Origin of the sequence: Stenotrophomonas humi (genome assembly GCF_001431415.1) — a bacterium.
GTDB classification, from domain to species: domain Bacteria; phylum Pseudomonadota; class Gammaproteobacteria; order Xanthomonadales; family Xanthomonadaceae; genus Stenotrophomonas; species Stenotrophomonas humi.
Genome location: NZ_LDJI01000013.1, coordinates 1 through 16,211, shown reverse-complemented (window position 1 = coordinate 16,211; position 16,211 = coordinate 1). Strand labels below are relative to the sequence as shown.

Below are 16,211 nucleotides of genomic sequence, written 5' to 3'. Positions count from 1 at the left end.
AGCGCCCTCGGGTGCGAAAACTGTATGACGTCAGAGAGGGCCGGCTTCGCGCCCAAGGCGGCTCCAACGGGGACACATCGGCTTACAACCCCGATGCGCGCTTCCAGAACAGCGACAGCAGTGGCGGCATGCGCCCGGCCAATCCCAGCAACGCACCGCGCGCCAGGGTCAGGTGCATCTCATCGTTGGAGAACACCTTGTTGATCGCATCGAAGCTGTAAGCGGCAACGGTGTTCTCACTGCGTCGCGTCCGCGCCCAGCGCTGCAGGCGATGCGGTGCACTCCAGTCCTGCCGACGCTGCATGGCGGTGCGCACCATGTCGCGCAGCGCCGCCACATCACGCAAACCCAGGTTCACCCCCTGCCCCGCCAGCGGATGCACCACATGCGCGGCGTCGCCCAGCGTCATCACCCGCCCGGCGACATACGCTTTGGCCAACTGCCGGCGCAGCGGAAATGCCGCGCGCGGTGATGCCACGCGCATCTGACCCAGGCGGCCTGCAAAGGCGTTGGTCAGTTCGCGGTTGAAGCTTTCATCGTCCAACCCCAGCACGCGCTCGGCGTCGGCATCGGGCAAGGTCCACACGATGGAACTGCGGTGTTTTTCGTACGGCAGCACCGCCAGTGGGCCGGTATCGAGGAACCGCTGCCACGCGGTGTCTTCATTCGGCAGTTCGCTGTCGACGTAGGCCACCACGCCGCGCTGGCCGTAGTCATGCCGCGATACGTCCAGCCCGGCCAGGGTCCGCAGCGTGGATTCGGCACCATCGGCAGCGATCGCGATGGACGCCTCCACACGACGACCGTCATCCAGTCGCAGGCGCACGCCCTGCGCATCCTGCTCCATGGATTCAACCCGCGCCGGGCAGTACAGCTGCACCCCCGCCGCCGGCAATGCGGCCCACAGCCGGTCCACCAGCAGGCCGTTCTCGACGATCCAGCCCAGCGCACGCCGGCCCAGGGTATCGGCATCGAATGTCAGGTCGCCGCCACCACCGGCATCCCAGACCCGCATGCGCCGATAGGCGCGTGCATGTCCGCGTTCCACCTGGGACCACACACCGAGCGAATCCAGCAGCGCGGCGTTGTCGGCCGCAAAGGCGAACACGCGCAGGTCCGGGCGTTGCGGCGACCATTGCTGCGGCTCTCGGCCTTCCACCAAGGCCACCTGCAGGCCTTCCTGCGCCAGTGCCAACGCACAGGCACCGCCGACCACACCACCGCCGACAATCACCACATCCCATTGTCCGCGGCGGCTCATTGCACTTCACTCCTGCACAGCTCGGGCACCTGCCCGCGGAAACCCATCGCACCGCCCACCAGGAAGGACTGCACCGGCGTGGCCTGCGCGGCGGCAACCAGCCCCAGGCTGCGCAGCGGGCGCATCAGCGGCGAGCCATTGCTGGTCAGCCGCGCCAAGCCATCGGAGAACGCCAGGGTCTGTTCGCGGTCGGGCCCGCGCCGCTGCACGTAGGTCTGCAACAACGCATCGGAACCTGGATCCAATGCCGCTTCGCCGATCAGTTCGGCCAGGGTCAGCGCGTCGCGCAGGCCCAGGTTGAAACCCTGCGCTCCGACCGGGTGAATGGTCTGCGCGGCATTGCCCAGCAACAGCGCGCGCTCACCGACCAGCTTCTGCGCCAGCACCTGGATCAACGGATAGGCGCTGCGCGGGCCGCTTTCCAGCAGACGTCCGGCACGCCAGCCCACTGCGTGCTGCAGTCGTGCCAACCAGGCTGCGTCGTCCAATGCCATCACCGCATCGGCCTGATCGCGGGCTACACCATGCACCACGCCGTAATGGCGGTCGCCGCGTGGCAGCAAGGCGGTCGGGCCGGTGTCGGTGAAACGTTCGTAGGCGCTGCCGTCAGGCACCTTGGCCGGGCGTACCCGCGCCACGAACAAGGTCTGCTGGTAGTCATGCTCGACCACCTCGATGCCCAGCACCTGCCGCACCGCGCTGCGGGTGCCATCGGCGCCTACCACCAGGCGCGCCTGCAGACGGCGCTCGCCGCCTTCGTCGGCAATCAGCACCTCACGACGCCCATCGCTGCTCGTGCCCAGCCCAACGAACTTCGCTGGGCGGTAGCGAGTCAGCTGCTTCAGCTCACCCAGGCGGGCTTCAAGCGCCTCGCCAAAATCGCGTGCCACCACCACCTGGCCGAAGGCATCCCGGTCGTAATCCTCGGCGCGCATCACCACCCGGCCGAAATCACCGGCACGGCTGACATGGATGCGGCGGATCGGGCCGCCCGGGTTGGTCAGGCGCTGCATCACGCCCAACGCGGTCAGTGCATTGACCGTGGCTGCGGCAAAACTGAGGTTGCGCTGGTCGAACACCGCCGGCAATGCGCCGCCGGGAGTGGCCTCCACCAATCCCACATCCAGTCCCAGCCGGTCCAGGGCAATGGCCAGGCTGGCCCCGACCAGCCCGCCGCCTACGATCACTACGTCATGGTTCGCACTCATGCGGCCATGATAAGGGTTCGCCCGCCTGCGTCAGCCCTGCTCATGCGGCGCTGCAACCGCAGGTTCACGCCTACTGCGGCTAGAATGGCCGCCTGATTCCGCCGAACCGATCACTGTCATGACCGCCAACGCCCAACGTGCTTTCGTTCTGTCCCTGCTCGTGCTGCTGATGGCAGGCACCCGCATCAACCATTTCGCGCCGATCCCGGATGCGTCCTGGGCGGTGTTCTTCATCGGCGGCTTCTACCTGCGCAGCTGGACCCGCTGGGCCTTCCCGCTGCTGATGGCGCTGGCCGTGGCCGTGGATTGGGCGGTGATCAGCAGCCAGGGGATGAGCTTCTGGCAGCACTACTGTGTCTCGGCCGCCTATTGGATGCTGATTCCGGCCTATTTCGCCATGTGGGCAGGCGGCATGCTGCTGCGCCGTTATTACAAGGCCGCCAGCTGGCAGTCGCTGGGCATGCTGGCTGGCACCCTGATCGGCTCGGTGGCGCTGTGCCACCTGATCGCCCAGGGCAGCTTCTACTGGATCAGCGCTTCGGTTGCCGAACCGACCTTTGCCGGCTGGGCCAAGAACTACGCCGATTGGCTGCTCCCGTACCTGCGCACCGCTGCGCTGTATACCGGCGCCGCCGCACTGGTGCAGGTGGTTGTCGAAGTGGCCGGCAAGCAGTCGACCACCGACCGCGTCGCCCACTAAGGGCGGCACTGCACAATGGGTAACCGCCTTTCCAAGATCTACACCCGCACCGGCGACGATGGCAGCACGGGCCTCGGCGATGGCAGCCGCACCGGCAAGGATTCGGCCCGGGTCAACGCCTACGGCACCGTTGATGAGGCCAACTCGGCCATCGGCGTGCTGTTGGCGGTGAACCTGCCGGAAGATGTCCGCGCGCTGCTGACCACCGTCCAGCACCAGATGTTCGATCTGGGTGGCGAACTGTGCATTCCCGGCCACGCCGCGATCCAGGCCGAGGACATCGACGCACTGGAACGTCACCTGGACCGCTACAACGACGATCTGCCACCGCTGAAGGATTTCATCCTCCCAGCCGGTGGCGAAGGGGCATCGCGCTGCCACCTGGCCCGCACCATCGTCCGTCGCGCCGAGCGTGAAACGGTGGCGCTGGCGCGAGTGGAAACGGTTCGGGGCGAAGCCGTGCGTTACCTCAACCGCCTGTCGGATCTGCTGTTCGTGCTGGCCCGTGTGCTGGCCCGTGCGGATGGCCACGGCGAAGTGCTGTGGAACCACGAACGCCGTCGCGGCTGATGATCACCGCGGCTCATCGCCGCGGATTGCCGCATCTGATGCTTTGGTAGCAACCGCCGCGCAAAGGCCTGCGCGGCCGGTTACAGTTCGGCCATGCTCGTATTCACCCACCCCGCCTGCCTGGGCCACGACCCGGGCGCCGACCACCCCGAATCCCCGGAACGCCTGCGCGAGGTGGTCGCCGCGTTGCGCGGTGAATTCCCCGATCAACTGCAATGGCGTGAGGCGCCGCCGGCCAAGTTGGGCGAACTGGCACGGGTGCATTGCCGCGAGCTGATCGACGATGTCCTGCAAGCGCAGGCACAGCCCCTGCGGCGCATCGACCTGGATACCTTTACTTCGCCCGGCTCGGCCAGTGCCGCCCTGCATGCGGCCGGCGCCGGCGTCGCCGCCGTCGACGCGGTGATGTTGGACGACGGCTCCCGGCGCGCGTTCTGCGCGGTACGCCCGCCCGGCCACCATGCCACCGCCGACACCGCGATGGGCTTCTGCCTGTTCAACAACGTGGCCGTCGCTGCGGCCTATGCACGTGACAAATACGGGCTGGAGCGCATCGCCATCGTCGATTTCGACGTGCACCACGGCAATGGCACCCAGGCGATCTTCGAGACCGACCCCAAGGTGGCCTACTACAGCACCCATCAATCCGGGTTGTTCCCGTACTCGGGCAGCATGCGCGAGCGCGGCGTAGGCAACATCTGCAACATCCTGCTGCCACCTGGCAGTGGCGGCTTCCGTTTCCGCAATACCTGGGCCGACGACATGCTGCCGCAGATCGAGGCGTTCCGGCCGCAGCTGCTGCTCATTTCCGCCGGTTTTGACGCCCATATGCGTGATCCGCAGGCGGACCTGATGGTGGAAACCGAGGATTTCGGCTGGCTGACGACCGAACTGGCCGGCATCGCCAACCGCCATGGCAATGGCCGGGTGGTGTCAGTGCTTGAGGGCGGTTACGACCTGCAGGCGTTGCGCGAATGCAGCGTGGCGCATGTCCAGGCACTGCTGGACACCTGACCCCGGCTCAGCGGCCAATGCCCCACCTGCCGACCGGCTGCGATCATGCGCACCGGCCTTCACCAGACGACGCAGGTGATAGCCGTCATCGAGGTCAATGAACCCGAACCGGCTCCCCACAGCAGCCTTCATTGCCCCCATGCAGGCGATGGGGCAAGCTAGCGACCGTTTTCCCCCGAACCCGAACCGCGTGCGCCGAGCCTTCCGCCTGCTTCCGTTACCCTTGGGAATCGCCATCTGCCTGCCAGCGATGGCCGATGATAAACCGCTGAACTGGGGCCTTTGCCCAGCGACGGAAGTCCTGCCCGCCTTCAGCGAAGCGCCCAAGGCCGACCCGGCCGCTGCCGCCAGCCGCGAGCAGCTGCCCACCGATATCGAAGGCAACGAGCTCAGCGGCACCAGCACCATCCCCCAATACCAGGGCAACGTGGTGCTCAAGCGCGGTGACCAGTTCATGGGCACCGACAACCTGCGTCTGGACACCGAGAGCGGTAACTACATCGCCGAAGGCAATGTCCGTTACTCGGATACTTCGATCCGGATGATGGCCGAGCGTGCCGAGGGCAATCAGGAAACCGATACCCACAAGATCAGCAACATCCAGTACCAGCTGGTCTCCCGGCGTGGCAATGGCGGTGCCGAATCGATCGACCTGCAGGGTTCGGTCGGGCAGATGCACCACTCCACCTACACCACCTGCGATCCCTCGCAACCGGTGTGGAAGCTGGTGGCCCCGCAGATCGAAGTGGACAACGAGGCCGGCTTCGGTACCGCACGCAACGCGGTGCTGCGCATTGGCAAGGTGCCGGTGTTCTATGCGCCCTGGTTCAAGTTCCCGATCGACGACCGCCGCCAGACCGGCCTGCTGTACCCCAAGCTGAGCATGTCCGGCCGCAACGGCTTCGACTATGCACAACCGATCTATTTCAACCTGGCACCGAACTACGACGACACGCTCACTCCGCGCTACATGAGCAAGCGCGGGCTGATGCTGAACAACGAGTTCCGCTATCTCTATTCCGGCGGCCGAGGGCAGCTGGATACCGCCTACCTGCCCAACGATTCGTTGCGCGACAAGGATCGCGGCAAGGTCCAGTTCAGCGGCTACCACAACATCGACAGCCACTGGCAGGCACGCGCCAACATGGCCTGGGTCAGCGATGAGCGCTACATGGAGGATTTCGCCAACCGCCTGCTCGGCGTGACCGCCTCCAACCTGCAGAGCACCGCCGGCCTGTACGGCTCCGGCCGCAGCTGGACCGCCGGCCTGATGGCCGACCACTGGCAGCTCACCGATTACACGTTGACCGAACAGTCCCTGCCCTACAGCCGCCAGCCGCGCCTGTTCGGCACCTGGGATGAAAGCTATGGCAACTGGTTTGAAACCGGGGTTTACGCAGAAGCGGTGCGCTTCACCCATGACGACATCCATCAGAAAACGATCGATGCCGATGGCGAGTATGTCCGGACCGGCACGGTGACCGCTCAGCCCGGCGGCTCGCGTCTGGACATCAAACCGTACATCTCGATGCCGCTGGCCGGCGCGTCCTGGTACATCACCCCGACCCTGGCCTGGCGCTACACCGCCTATGACCTGGAGCGCGGCCTGGCCGACAGCATCCGCCGGCAGAACCTGCAGGCCGCTGGCATCGATCCGAGCACCGCCACCCCGGAACAGCTGCGCGGCAACACCTCGCCCAGCCGCAGCGTTCCGATCGGCAGCATCGACATGGGCCTGTTCTTCGACCGGGAAACCAGTATCGGGGGCAGGTCCTATCTCAACACCCTGGAGCCACGGCTGTTCTACCTGAACACGCCGTACCGCGACCAGGACGACATGCCGTTGTTCGACACCCGTGCCTTCACCTTCAGCTGGGGCCAGTTGTTCCGCGACTCGCGCTTCACCGGTGCTGACCGCCAGAACGATGCCAACCAGCTGACCACCGCGCTGACCACCCGCTTGATCCGCCAGGAAGATGGGCGCGAGAAGCTGTCGGCCAGCATCGGTCAGATCACCTATTTCGAGGATTCACGGGTCACCCTCACCCCCAACGACGCGATCGTGCGCGACGGCAAATCCGCGTGGGTGGCTGACGTCAACTGGGCTGTCACCGACCGCTGGACCCTGGGCAGTACCTACCAGTGGAACCCGAAGTACCGCAAGGAAGATCTGGCCAGCATCCGTGGCCGTTATCTGTTCCCGAACGACGGCATCATCAACCTGAGTTACCGCTATCGCGGCAATCCCAGCACCAACACCGATCAGCTCAAACAGGTGGATTTCTCCTTCCTGTACCCGATCAACCCGCGCTGGAGCATCGTCGGCCGCTACTACTACTCGCTGCTCGAAGCCGACAAGAAGCCGCTGGAAATCATCGGCGGTGTGCAATGGGACAGCTGCTGCCTGGCCGTGCGTGCGCTGGCGCGCCGCTACGTCAAGAACCGCGAGGGTGACCTCAACAACTCCTTCCAGATCGAGTTCGTGCTCAAGGGCCTGAGCTCGGTTGGACAAGACACGGACCGCACCTTGCGCCGTGCTATTCTCGGGTACAACCGAGACGACCTGTACCTCGTACCGCCCAGCAACATCCAGGCGATCGAGGACGACTACGATCCGAATCTGATTCCATGACCAAAACCCTTCCCGCAGTCCTCGCCACTTTGTTGGCGTTTTCCGGTGTGACTGCTCCGGCAGCCGCCCAGCAGCAGAACCAGCCGCTGGATCGCATCGCCGCCATCGTTGATGAAAACGTGATTCTGCAGAGCGAACTGCAGCGCGCGGTCAACAACATCAAGGGCCAGTACGCGGGCCGTGAGGCCCAGTTGCCGCCGGACAGCGTGCTGGAGCGTCAGGTGCTGGAGCGCCTGGTGCTGGTCAAGCTGCAGGTAGCGCGCGCCGATGGCAGCGGCATCCGTGTCAGCGACGAAGAACTCAATCACGCCATCGCCAGCATCGCCCAGCAGAACGGCAGCGATGTCGACACCCTGCGCCAGCGCCTGGCCCAGGACGGCATCGGTTTCTCCGATTTCCGCAACTCGGTGCGTGAGGAAATCATCACCCAGCGCCTGCGCCAGAGCTTCGCGCAGAGCCGCATCAGCGTGAGCGAGGGCGAGGTTGATGCCGCCCTGGCCCAGCAGAACGCCGGCGGCGCGCAGTACCACCTTGCCCATATCCTGGTTGCTCTGCCCGAAGGCGCAAACGCCGAGCAGATCGCCACCGGCCAGAGCAAGGTGGACGGCATCAAGAACCTGCTGGACAAGGGCGAACTGGATTTCGCCGCCGCGGCTGTGCGTTATTCCGACAGCCCCAACGCACTGGAAAGTGGTGACCTGGGCTGGCGCAGCCTGGATGAGATTCCCAGCGCCTTCTCCAACCAGATCAAGAACATGAAGTCGGGCGACGTACTGGGCCCGATCCGCGGCCCCAGCGGCTTCCAGCTGCTGAAGCTGGTGGAAGTACGTGACGGCAATGCCGGCGGCGATGCCCGCAAGGTCACTGAATTCCACGCCCGTCACATCCTGATCCGCGTCACCGACCAGGTCAGCGAGGCAGCCGCCAAGGCCAAGATCGAAACCCTGCGCGCGCAGATCGCCGGCGGCGCCGATTTCCAGACCGTGGCCAAGGAATCCTCGGATGACACCAACAGCCGCGGCCAGGGCGGTGACCTGGGCTGGTTCCCGGCCGATGCGTTCGGCCCGGACTTCGGCAAGCAGATTGAAGGTGTGAACGATGGCGGCGTGACCGCTGCGTTCCGCACCGATGCCGGCTGGCACATCGTCCAGCGCGTTGCGACGCGCCAGACCGACGTGACCGATGACAACAAGCGCGCCCAGGTGCGTGAGCAGATCGGTCGCCGCAAGCTGGATGACGAGTACAACCGTTTCCTGCAGGAACTGCGTGGCGAAGCCTACGTCAGCTTCCGCAGCGGTGACCGTGCCGAAGGCACGGCTGAACCCGCCAAGCCCTGATCGATGATTCCCCAGCTCGCTCTGGTTCCGGGCGAGCCTTCCGGGATTGGCCCGGAACTCTGTGTCCGACTTGCCCAACAGCCGCGCAATGATTGCCGGCTGTTGGCGTTTGCAGACCCGGATACGCTGCGCGCGGCGGCTGCCGCACTGGCCCTGCCGCTGCAACTGCTGCCTGAAGACTCACCCGCCCGCGCGCCGGGCGACCTGCCTCTGCGCGCGGTACCCAACGCCGCCCCCAACCGCTTCGGCACGCCCGACCCGCGCAACGCACGCGCGGTGATCGACGCCCTGCTCGGCGCCGGCCAGGCCTGTCTGGACGGCAGCCTGGACGGCGTGATCACCGGCCCGGTGCACAAGGCGGTGATCAACGAGGGCGGCATCGCCTACAGCGGCACCACCGAATTGCTGGCCAACCAGGCCGGGGTGGAAGTGGTGATGATGCTGGCCAACGACATCGTCCGCGTCGCCCTGGCCACCACCCACCTGCCGCTGCGCGAGGTGGCCGACGCGATCACTGCCGCCGGTCTGAGCAAGGTCATCCGCACCACCCATGCCGCGCTGCGCCGCGATTTCGGTCTGCCGCAACCGCGCATCGCCGTGCTCGGCCTGAACCCGCATGCCGGCGAAGACGGGCATCTGGGCCGCGAGGAGCTGGACGTGATGATCCCGCTGCTGCAACAGCTGCGCAGCGAGGGTCTGGACCTGATCGGCCCGCTGCCGGCCGACACCGCGTTCCTGCCGGCCAAGCTGGCCGGCTTCGACACCGTGCTGGCCATGTACCACGACCAGGGCCTGCCGGTGCTCAAGTACAGCGGCTTCGAGCAGGCCACCAACATCACCCTCGGCCTGCCCTACCCGCGCGTGGCCGTGGACCATGGCACCGCGCTGGATCTGGCCGGCAAAGGCATCGCCAACCCCTCCAGCCTGTTTGCTGCCGCTGTTTTGTGCGCCAGGCTGGCTGCACAACGTAAAATCCCCCAATGAATTCCTCACATTCCCCGCGCACGGGCAGCGGCTTCACCGCTCCGGCGAAGAAGCAGCTGGGCCAGCACTTCCTGGCTGACAAGTACTACGTCGAGAAGATCGTGATGGCGGTTGACCCGAAAGGCGACGACCGGCTGGTCGAAATCGGCCCGGGCCAGGGCGCCATCACCTTCCCGCTGCTGCGCCGCCACCCGAAGCTGACGGTCATCGAGTTCGACCGTGACCTGATCACGCCGCTCACCGAAGCGGCCGCGCCGCTGGGTGAGCTGACCATCGTCCACCGCGACGTGCTGCAGGTGAACTTCACCGAGCTGGCCGCTGGTGGGCAGATCCGCCTGGTCGGCAACCTGCCCTACAACATCTCCTCGCCGATCCTGTTCCATGCACTGGACCACGCTGCGGCGATCTCGGACATGACCTTCATGCTGCAGAAGGAGGTGGTCGACCGCATGGCTGCCGGCCCGGGCAGCAAGGTCTACGGCCGCCTGAGCGTGATGCTGCAGGCCTGGTGCGAGGTCGAGGCGCTGTTCGTGGTGCCGCCGGGCGCGTTCCGGCCACCACCGAAGGTGGACTCGGCGGTGGTGCGCCTGGTGCCGCGCGATCCCACCAGCGTGGGCATCAACGACCGCAAGCGCTTTGCCGATGTGGTCAGGGCCGCCTTCGGCCAACGCCGTAAAACCCTGCGCAATGCGCTCAACGGCGTGATCGACGCGGCCCAGTTCGAGGCCGCCGGCGTGCGCAGCGACGCCCGTGCAGAACAGCTGGAAGTTGCCGATTTCATCCGCCTTGCCAATCTGCCGCACGCTTGAACGCGGCAACTGCGCATTCCGATCACCTGCTTTTGCTTACACTCCCCGCATGGAAGATTCCCGCCACTACGCGATCGAGATCGAGGTCTCCCCTCGCTTCATCGACGAACAGTCGGCCCCTGAAGACGGGCGCTTTGCGTTCGCCTACACGATCCGCATCCACAACAGCGGCACCATGCCGGCGCGGCTGATCAGCCGCCATTGGCGCATCACCGACGGCGAAGGCCGGGTCGAGCACGTCGACGGCGATGGCGTGGTCGGCGAGCAGCCGCGGCTGCGCCCGGGCGAAGAGTTCCGATACACCTCCGGCATCATGCTCGGCACCGAGCGCGGCACCATGCAGGGCCACTACGACATGGTCGCCGACGACGGCACCGAGTTCGCCGTGCCCATCGCGCCGTTCGTACTGACCATTCCCAGGACGCTGCACTGATGGCGACCTGGGCAATCGGCGACCTGCAAGGCTGCTACGACGTCACCCAGCGCCTGCTGGAGAAGATCAACTTCGACCCGGCCGTCGACAAGCTGTGGTTCTGCGGTGACCTGGTCAACCGCGGCGGGCAATCGCTGGAGACGCTGCGGCTGGTGCATTCATTGCGCGACCAATCGGTCGTGGTGCTGGGCAATCACGACCTGTCGCTGCTGGCCATCGGTGCACGCAGCGATGAGGAACAGCGCAAGGTCAACCAGGACCTGCAACGCATCGTGCTGGCCGAGGACCGCAACGTCCTGCTGGATTGGCTGCGCCTGCAGAAGCTGGTGCATGTGGACCGCGAGCTGGGCTGGATGATGTTCCATGCCGGGCTGGCACCGAAATGGACCGTGGCCCTGGCCGAGAAACATGCGCGCGAAGTCGAGCAGCAGCTGCACGGCAACGGCTACCGCAAACTGTTCCGCAACATGTACGGCGACAAGCCGGCCTGGTCACCGGGCCTGAGCGGTTACGACCGCTCGCGCGCCATCATCAACATGTTCACCCGCATGCGTTACTGCACCCCGAGCGGGCGCATCAGCATGGAGGACAAGGGCACGCCCGGCACCCAGGCACAGGGCATGTACCCGTGGTTTGAAGTCCCGGGTCGGGTGGAACGCGAGTTGAAGATGGTCTGCGGCCACTGGTCGGCCCTGGGCCTGACCATCACCCAGGGCGTGCACGCCATCGATACCGGTGCGGTGTGGGGCGGCAAGCTCACCGCACTGCAGCTGGACAGCGAAGATCTGCGCGTGGTGCAGGTGCCCGGTCGCGACGTACCGGCACCGGTGCCGGGCGCACAGCCGCCACGCAAGCCGCGTGTGGAAGCCAAGCCAGAGGCCAGGACCGAGCCGCGTAGCGAAACGCCCAACAACGAGCGCAGCGGCGAGCAACGCCGTCGCTCGCGCCGTCATCGCCCGCGCGGAAGGAGCGGCAATCCCAACAACAGCACTCCCACGCCAGACAGTAACGGTCCGGCTGCATGAGGCTGTGGCCATCAGCACTGACGCTGATGGTCATTACGCTGCTTGCGGGCTGCCGTCCGCAGATGGACGGCGCGCAGACCAGCCCGCCGCCGCAGGCGGCAATCGAATCAGCAGTACCTGCCGTCGTTTCGCCGCCACTGGTGGCGGCAGCACGCGCGCAGATCGGCGTTACTACCCACTACGATCCGGCCTACTTCGCCCTCGGCTTTCCAGGCGGCGACCCGCCGTCTGATCGCGGTGTCTGCACCGATGTGGTGATCCGCGCCCTGCGCACGCAGGGTATTGATCTGCAACAGCGCATCAATGACGACATGCGCGGCGATTTCGCCGCCTATCCGCAGTTGTGGGGATTGTCGCGACCAGATCGGAACATCGACCATCGCCGCGTGCCCAACCAGATGCGCTGGTTCCAGCGACAAGGCTGGGAGCAACCCCGCAGTGATCAGGTTGACGACTTCAGCCCCGGTGACATCGTGGCGTGGAAGCTCAATGGCAATGGCCTGCTGCACGTCGGCATCGTCTCGGATCGGCGACTGGACGATGGCACACCGCTGGTCCTGCACAACATCGCCCGCGGCACGCAGGAGGAAGACCTGCTGTTCCGGCACACGATCATCGGGCATTACCGACCAGCGGCTTGATGGTTCTTTTGTTGGGGCGCGATGCGCAGAAGCCCTTTCTCCTGCCCAGCCCTCTCCTTCGCCTGCGGCGATAGAGCGCGACCGAGGCCGCTGCTACCGCCGCAGGTAGTGCACGAAGCGGAACCCGAACGCGTGGCGCTCATCGGCCGCATGCGCTTGGCTGTCCACTTCCCGCCAATGGGTAGGGTCGACTTCCGGGAAATGCGTGTCCGCGGGCACTTCGGTATCCACCCAGGTCAGATAGAGATCCGTCGCCTGGTCCAGCAGCAGACGATAGATCTCACCGCCGCCGATCACACAGAGTTCGTCTGCCCCCTCTTCCGTCACGAGGGTTTGCGCCTGCTCCAGCGAAACCACTGCACGCATGCCTGCAAACGGCACCTGCCCGCTGCGGGTCAACACTAGATTGGTGCGACCCGGCAGGGCGCGTCCCAGTGATTGCGCAGTCTTGCGCCCCATCAATACCGGCTTGCCCACCGTAAGCGCCTTGAAGTGCTTCAGGTCATCCGGCAGGTGCCACGGCAGCTGGTTGTCGTGACCGATACCGCGATTCCGGTCGAGTGCTGCGATCAGAGACAGTTTCATGCAGCTCACTCAACCTTCCGAACCGGCAGCTGTCAGGCCGCAATGGATCTGCATTCTGTCGATGGCAGCGAGCACGCCCTGCTCGATCGTTGTCTGCTCAAGACGCTCGAACTTGATCCAGGCGAAATGCGTTTCCAACGGAATCATCCATTGCGTGATCAACGTACCCTGACCATTGGACAACTCGGTCCGGTAAGCGGGGTGGGAGTCCAATACCGTCCACTCACCCGGCTTCACCAGTTGCAGTCGCGTATCCACCATCAACGTGGCTGCCGCCAAGCGCTCGATACCCGGTTTGGAGTTGAGGCCACCAATACCGGGAGAGCATGTCTGCGTAACCGCTGCCTGAGCAGATTCCGCTTCCGGCCCATTGGTCAGACGCAGCACGCTGCTGAGCGCCGGGTTCGGGTGTTTCTCGTTTGCCGGCTCCACCGAGAAAGTGATCTGTTCGGGCAATTCAAAACTACCGGCCGGACCACGTGCAACGTCAGCCGCGGCCACTGTCGGCAGTACCCCCAGGAAAGCGAATGCACCGCGACAAAGCAATGTCTGCAGCTTACTGCCTGCCGCTTTGCTCATACCGCCACCGGCGCCTTGATCGCCGGATGCGGGTCGTAGCCATCGATGTGGATGTCATCGAAACTGAAACCGAACAGGTCGGTCACTTCCGGGTTCAACCACAGTTTTGGCAACGCGCGTGGTTCACGCGACAACTGCTCGCGGGCCTGCTCGTAATGGTTGGAGTACAGATGCGCATCGCCCAGCGTATGCACGAAATCGCCTACCCCCAGGCCGGTTGCCTGCGCCACCATGTGCGTCAGCAGCGCGTAGCTGGCGATGTTGAACGGCACGCCTAGGAAGATGTCGCCGCTGCGCTGGTACAACTGGCAGCTGAGCTTTCCATCCACCACGTAGAACTGGAACAGGTTGTGGCACGGCATCAGCGCCATCTGCGACAACTCGCCCACGTTCCATGCACTGACCACCAGCCGGCGCGAATCCGGGTTGCGCTTGATCTCATCCACCAGCCACTGCATCTGGTCGATCGAGCCGCCATCGGCAGTGGCCCAGCTACGCCACTGCTTGCCGTACACCGGGCCGAGGTCGCCGTTGGCGTCGGCCCATTCGTCCCAGATGTTGACCTTGTTGTCCTTCAGGTAACCGATGTTGGTGTCGCCCTTCAGGAACCACAGCAGCTCATGGATGATCGAGCGCAGGTGCAGTTTCTTGGTGGTGACCAGCGGGAAGCCCTGGTTGAGATCGAAGCGCATCTGCCAACCAAACACGCTGCGCGTGCCGGTACCGGTGCGATCGGACTTCTCACTGCCATGCTCGAGTACGTGCTGCAGCAGATCCAGATATTGCTTCACGCCTTCTCTCCGGTGGGCAGAACAGGTTGCAGTACCGGGGCACGGCGCGACATCAGCAACAGGACCACGCCCAGTGCGATCAACGGCAGGCTCAGGATCTGCCCGCGGGTCAGCCAGTCGAAGGCCACGTAGACGCCGTTGTCGGGCATGCGCACGAACTCGACCAGGAAGCGGAAGCTGCCGTACATCAGCGCGAACAAACCGGATACCGCATAGCGCGCGCGCGGCTTCATCGAGAACGCCCACAGCACCACAAACATCACCAGCCCTTCCAGCAACGCTTCATACAGCTGCGAGGGATGACGGGCGTACTGGTTGAGCAGGCCGGCGGCGTAGTCCTGCTGGATCTGCGCGGCGGACATCAGCTGCTGCATGGTCGGCAGACCGGCCGGGATATCCTTCAGCGGCGCGTGCGGGAAGACCACCCCCCACCCGGCATTGGTGAACTTGCCGTACAACTCGCCACCGATGAAGTTGCCCAGGCGCCCAAAACCCAGGCCCAGCGGCACCAGCGGTGCGACGAAATCGATCGTGTCGAAGAAATGCAGCTTGTGCTTGCGCGTCCACCACCAGCCGGCCGCCATCACACCCAGCAGGCCACCGTGGAAACTCATGCCGCCTTCCCACACCCGCAGCAGGATCAGCGGGTTGTGCAGGAAATCGGAGGTGGCATAGAACAGCATGTAACCGATCCGCCCGCCCAGCACCACGCCGAGCATCGCGTAGAACAGCAGGTCGGAGAAGCCATTGGCATCCACCCCGGGCAAGCGCCCGGCGGCGATCCGTCTGCGCCCCAGCCACCAGGCGGCGGCAAAGCCCAACAGATACATGACGCCGTACCAGTGCACCTTGATCGGCCCCAGTGAGAAGGCAATGGGGTCTATGTCATGGAGATAGATCATGCAGGTGCTATCCAGCGAAACGATTGCCTATTCTCAGGGCAGCCTCCCCCGGGCTCAAGCCATGCCATCAGGTCAGCCCTTGCGGGGTTCAGCCCAACAGCTGCGGCCGGTCCGGCAATTCATTGCCCGAAGGACGCGAGGGATCCGGCGGGAAGTGCAACGCCAGCAGCTGTGAAACCTCGGCAACCGCCGCCAGCACCGCCGCTTCGCGGTCACCCTGCTGCAGTTGTTGCCGCAGGTGGTCGCACACCTGCTGCCAACGCGCCGCGTCCACCACCTCGCGCAGGCCACGGTCGGCCACGATCTCGATGGCGTGGTCGGCCAACAGCAGATAGATCAACACGCCATTGTTGGCGCGGGTGTCCCAGGTCCGCAGGACGGCGAAGGCGTGATCGGCGCGTTGTCGTGGGCTGACGCCCTGCCACAGCGCCGACAGCGGCAGATCGGATTCAACCGCGAACATCACCTGCCCATCGTGCAGCCGTTCTCCATCGGCAATGGCGTGGGCGATGCGATCCAGGCTCGGCTCGGGAAACGCCGCCTGCGCCGAAGGTGCAAACAGATGCCGCCAGCAACGCATCACCAACTCCCCGAGGCGCCACCGCCTCCCGAACGACCACCGCCACCGCCCCAGCCGCCGCCTCCTCCGAAGCCACCGCCGCCGAAGCCTCCACCGCCCCCAAATCCGCCCCCCCCCCAACCCACCCCTCGCCCGCAGCCCCCGCGGGAGGCATTGCCGA

General features: G+C 65.3%; 16 protein-coding genes and 1 pseudogene. 10 read left to right on the top strand and 7 right to left on the bottom strand.

Going from position 1 to position 16,211, the window contains the following annotated elements; genetic code table 11:
- Positions 1-82: 82 nt before the first annotated feature.
- On the bottom strand, positions 83-1,261 hold the full coding sequence (locus ABB26_RS07275) for a UbiH/UbiF family hydroxylase (protein ID WP_057633027.1): 1,179 nt from the start codon (positions 1,259-1,261) through the stop codon (positions 83-85).
- A complete protein-coding gene (gene ubiH, locus ABB26_RS07270; RefSeq protein WP_057633026.1) occupies positions 1,258-2,469 on the bottom strand; it encodes a 2-octaprenyl-6-methoxyphenyl hydroxylase in 1,212 nt (403 codons plus the stop codon). The genes ABB26_RS07275 and ubiH overlap by 4 nt, the downstream gene beginning before the upstream one ends.
- A 118-nt stretch (positions 2,470-2,587) precedes the next feature.
- Here ubiH and ABB26_RS07265 point away from each other — a divergent pair, with 118 nt between their 5' ends.
- The 10 genes and pseudogenes from ABB26_RS07265 to ABB26_RS07220 all read left to right on the top strand — a co-directional run bounded on the left by ABB26_RS07265 (position 2,588) and on the right by ABB26_RS07220 (position 12,614).
- Positions 2,588-3,169, top strand: coding sequence for a hypothetical protein (locus ABB26_RS07265; protein ID WP_057633025.1), 582 nt, complete (start codon positions 2,588-2,590; stop codon positions 3,167-3,169).
- A 15-nt stretch (positions 3,170-3,184) separates the two neighbouring features.
- Entirely contained in the window at positions 3,185-3,739 is a 555-nt protein-coding gene (locus ABB26_RS07260; RefSeq protein WP_057633024.1) for a cob(I)yrinic acid a,c-diamide adenosyltransferase, read from the top strand.
- Between the two features lie 93 nt (positions 3,740-3,832).
- A pseudogene (locus ABB26_RS07255) lies at positions 3,833-4,772 on the top strand (histone deacetylase family protein); the annotation flags it as partial.
- Positions 4,773-4,943: 171 nt separating this feature from the next.
- Positions 4,944-7,385 carry an LPS-assembly protein LptD gene (gene lptD / locus ABB26_RS07250; protein ID WP_057633022.1) on the top strand — a complete coding sequence of 814 codons (2,442 nt, stop codon included), beginning with the start codon at positions 4,944-4,946 and terminating at the stop codon, positions 7,383-7,385.
- Entirely contained in the window at positions 7,382-8,722 is a 1,341-nt protein-coding gene (locus ABB26_RS07245) for a peptidylprolyl isomerase (RefSeq protein ID WP_057633021.1), read from the top strand. The genes lptD and ABB26_RS07245 overlap by 4 nt, the downstream gene beginning before the upstream one ends.
- A 3-nt stretch (positions 8,723-8,725) precedes the next feature.
- Entirely contained in the window at positions 8,726-9,706 is a 981-nt protein-coding gene (gene pdxA / locus ABB26_RS07240) for a 4-hydroxythreonine-4-phosphate dehydrogenase PdxA (RefSeq protein ID WP_057633020.1), read from the top strand.
- Entirely contained in the window at positions 9,703-10,515 is an 813-nt protein-coding gene (gene rsmA / locus ABB26_RS07235; protein ID WP_057633019.1) for a 16S rRNA (adenine(1518)-N(6)/adenine(1519)-N(6))-dimethyltransferase RsmA, read from the top strand. Before pdxA ends, rsmA begins: the two co-directional genes overlap by 4 nt.
- Before the next feature lie 49 nt (positions 10,516-10,564).
- Positions 10,565-10,948 (top strand): Co2+/Mg2+ efflux protein ApaG, encoded by a 384-nt coding sequence (gene apaG / locus ABB26_RS07230; RefSeq protein ID WP_057633018.1) that lies wholly within the window; start codon positions 10,565-10,567, stop codon positions 10,946-10,948.
- A complete protein-coding gene (locus tag ABB26_RS07225) occupies positions 10,948-11,973 on the top strand; it encodes a symmetrical bis(5'-nucleosyl)-tetraphosphatase (RefSeq protein WP_057633017.1) in 1,026 nt (341 codons plus the stop codon). Before apaG ends, ABB26_RS07225 begins: the two co-directional genes overlap by 1 nt.
- Positions 11,974-12,035: 62 nt before the next feature.
- Complete coding sequence (locus ABB26_RS07220; protein ID WP_425477250.1) at positions 12,036-12,614, top strand: DUF1287 domain-containing protein; 579 nt, start codon at positions 12,036-12,038, stop codon at positions 12,612-12,614.
- Between the two features lie 93 nt (positions 12,615-12,707).
- Here ABB26_RS07220 and ABB26_RS07215 read toward each other — a convergent pair whose 3' ends face one another.
- The 5 genes from ABB26_RS07215 to ABB26_RS07195 all read right to left on the bottom strand — a co-directional run bounded on the left by ABB26_RS07215 (position 12,708) and on the right by ABB26_RS07195 (position 16,051).
- Positions 12,708-13,199 (bottom strand): dihydrofolate reductase, encoded by a 492-nt coding sequence (locus ABB26_RS07215; protein ID WP_057633182.1) that lies wholly within the window; start codon positions 13,197-13,199, stop codon positions 12,708-12,710.
- Positions 13,200-13,208: 9 nt separating this feature from the next.
- Positions 13,209-13,778 carry a hypothetical protein gene (locus ABB26_RS07210; protein ID WP_057633015.1) on the bottom strand — a complete coding sequence of 190 codons (570 nt, stop codon included), beginning with the start codon at positions 13,776-13,778 and terminating at the stop codon, positions 13,209-13,211.
- The gene (locus ABB26_RS07205; RefSeq protein ID WP_057633014.1) at positions 13,775-14,569 is read right to left on the bottom strand and encodes a thymidylate synthase; all 795 of its coding nucleotides are present in this window, start codon (positions 14,567-14,569) and stop codon (positions 13,775-13,777) included. Before ABB26_RS07205 ends, ABB26_RS07210 begins: the two co-directional genes overlap by 4 nt.
- Positions 14,566-15,471, bottom strand: a complete 906-nt coding sequence (gene lgt, locus ABB26_RS07200; protein WP_057633013.1) for a prolipoprotein diacylglyceryl transferase — start codon at positions 15,469-15,471, stop codon at positions 14,566-14,568. The genes ABB26_RS07205 and lgt overlap by 4 nt, the downstream gene beginning before the upstream one ends.
- Positions 15,472-15,559: 88 nt before the next feature.
- Entirely contained in the window at positions 15,560-16,051 is a 492-nt protein-coding gene (locus tag ABB26_RS07195; protein ID WP_057633012.1) for a TPM domain-containing protein, read from the bottom strand.
- Positions 16,052-16,211 lie beyond the last annotated feature (160 nt).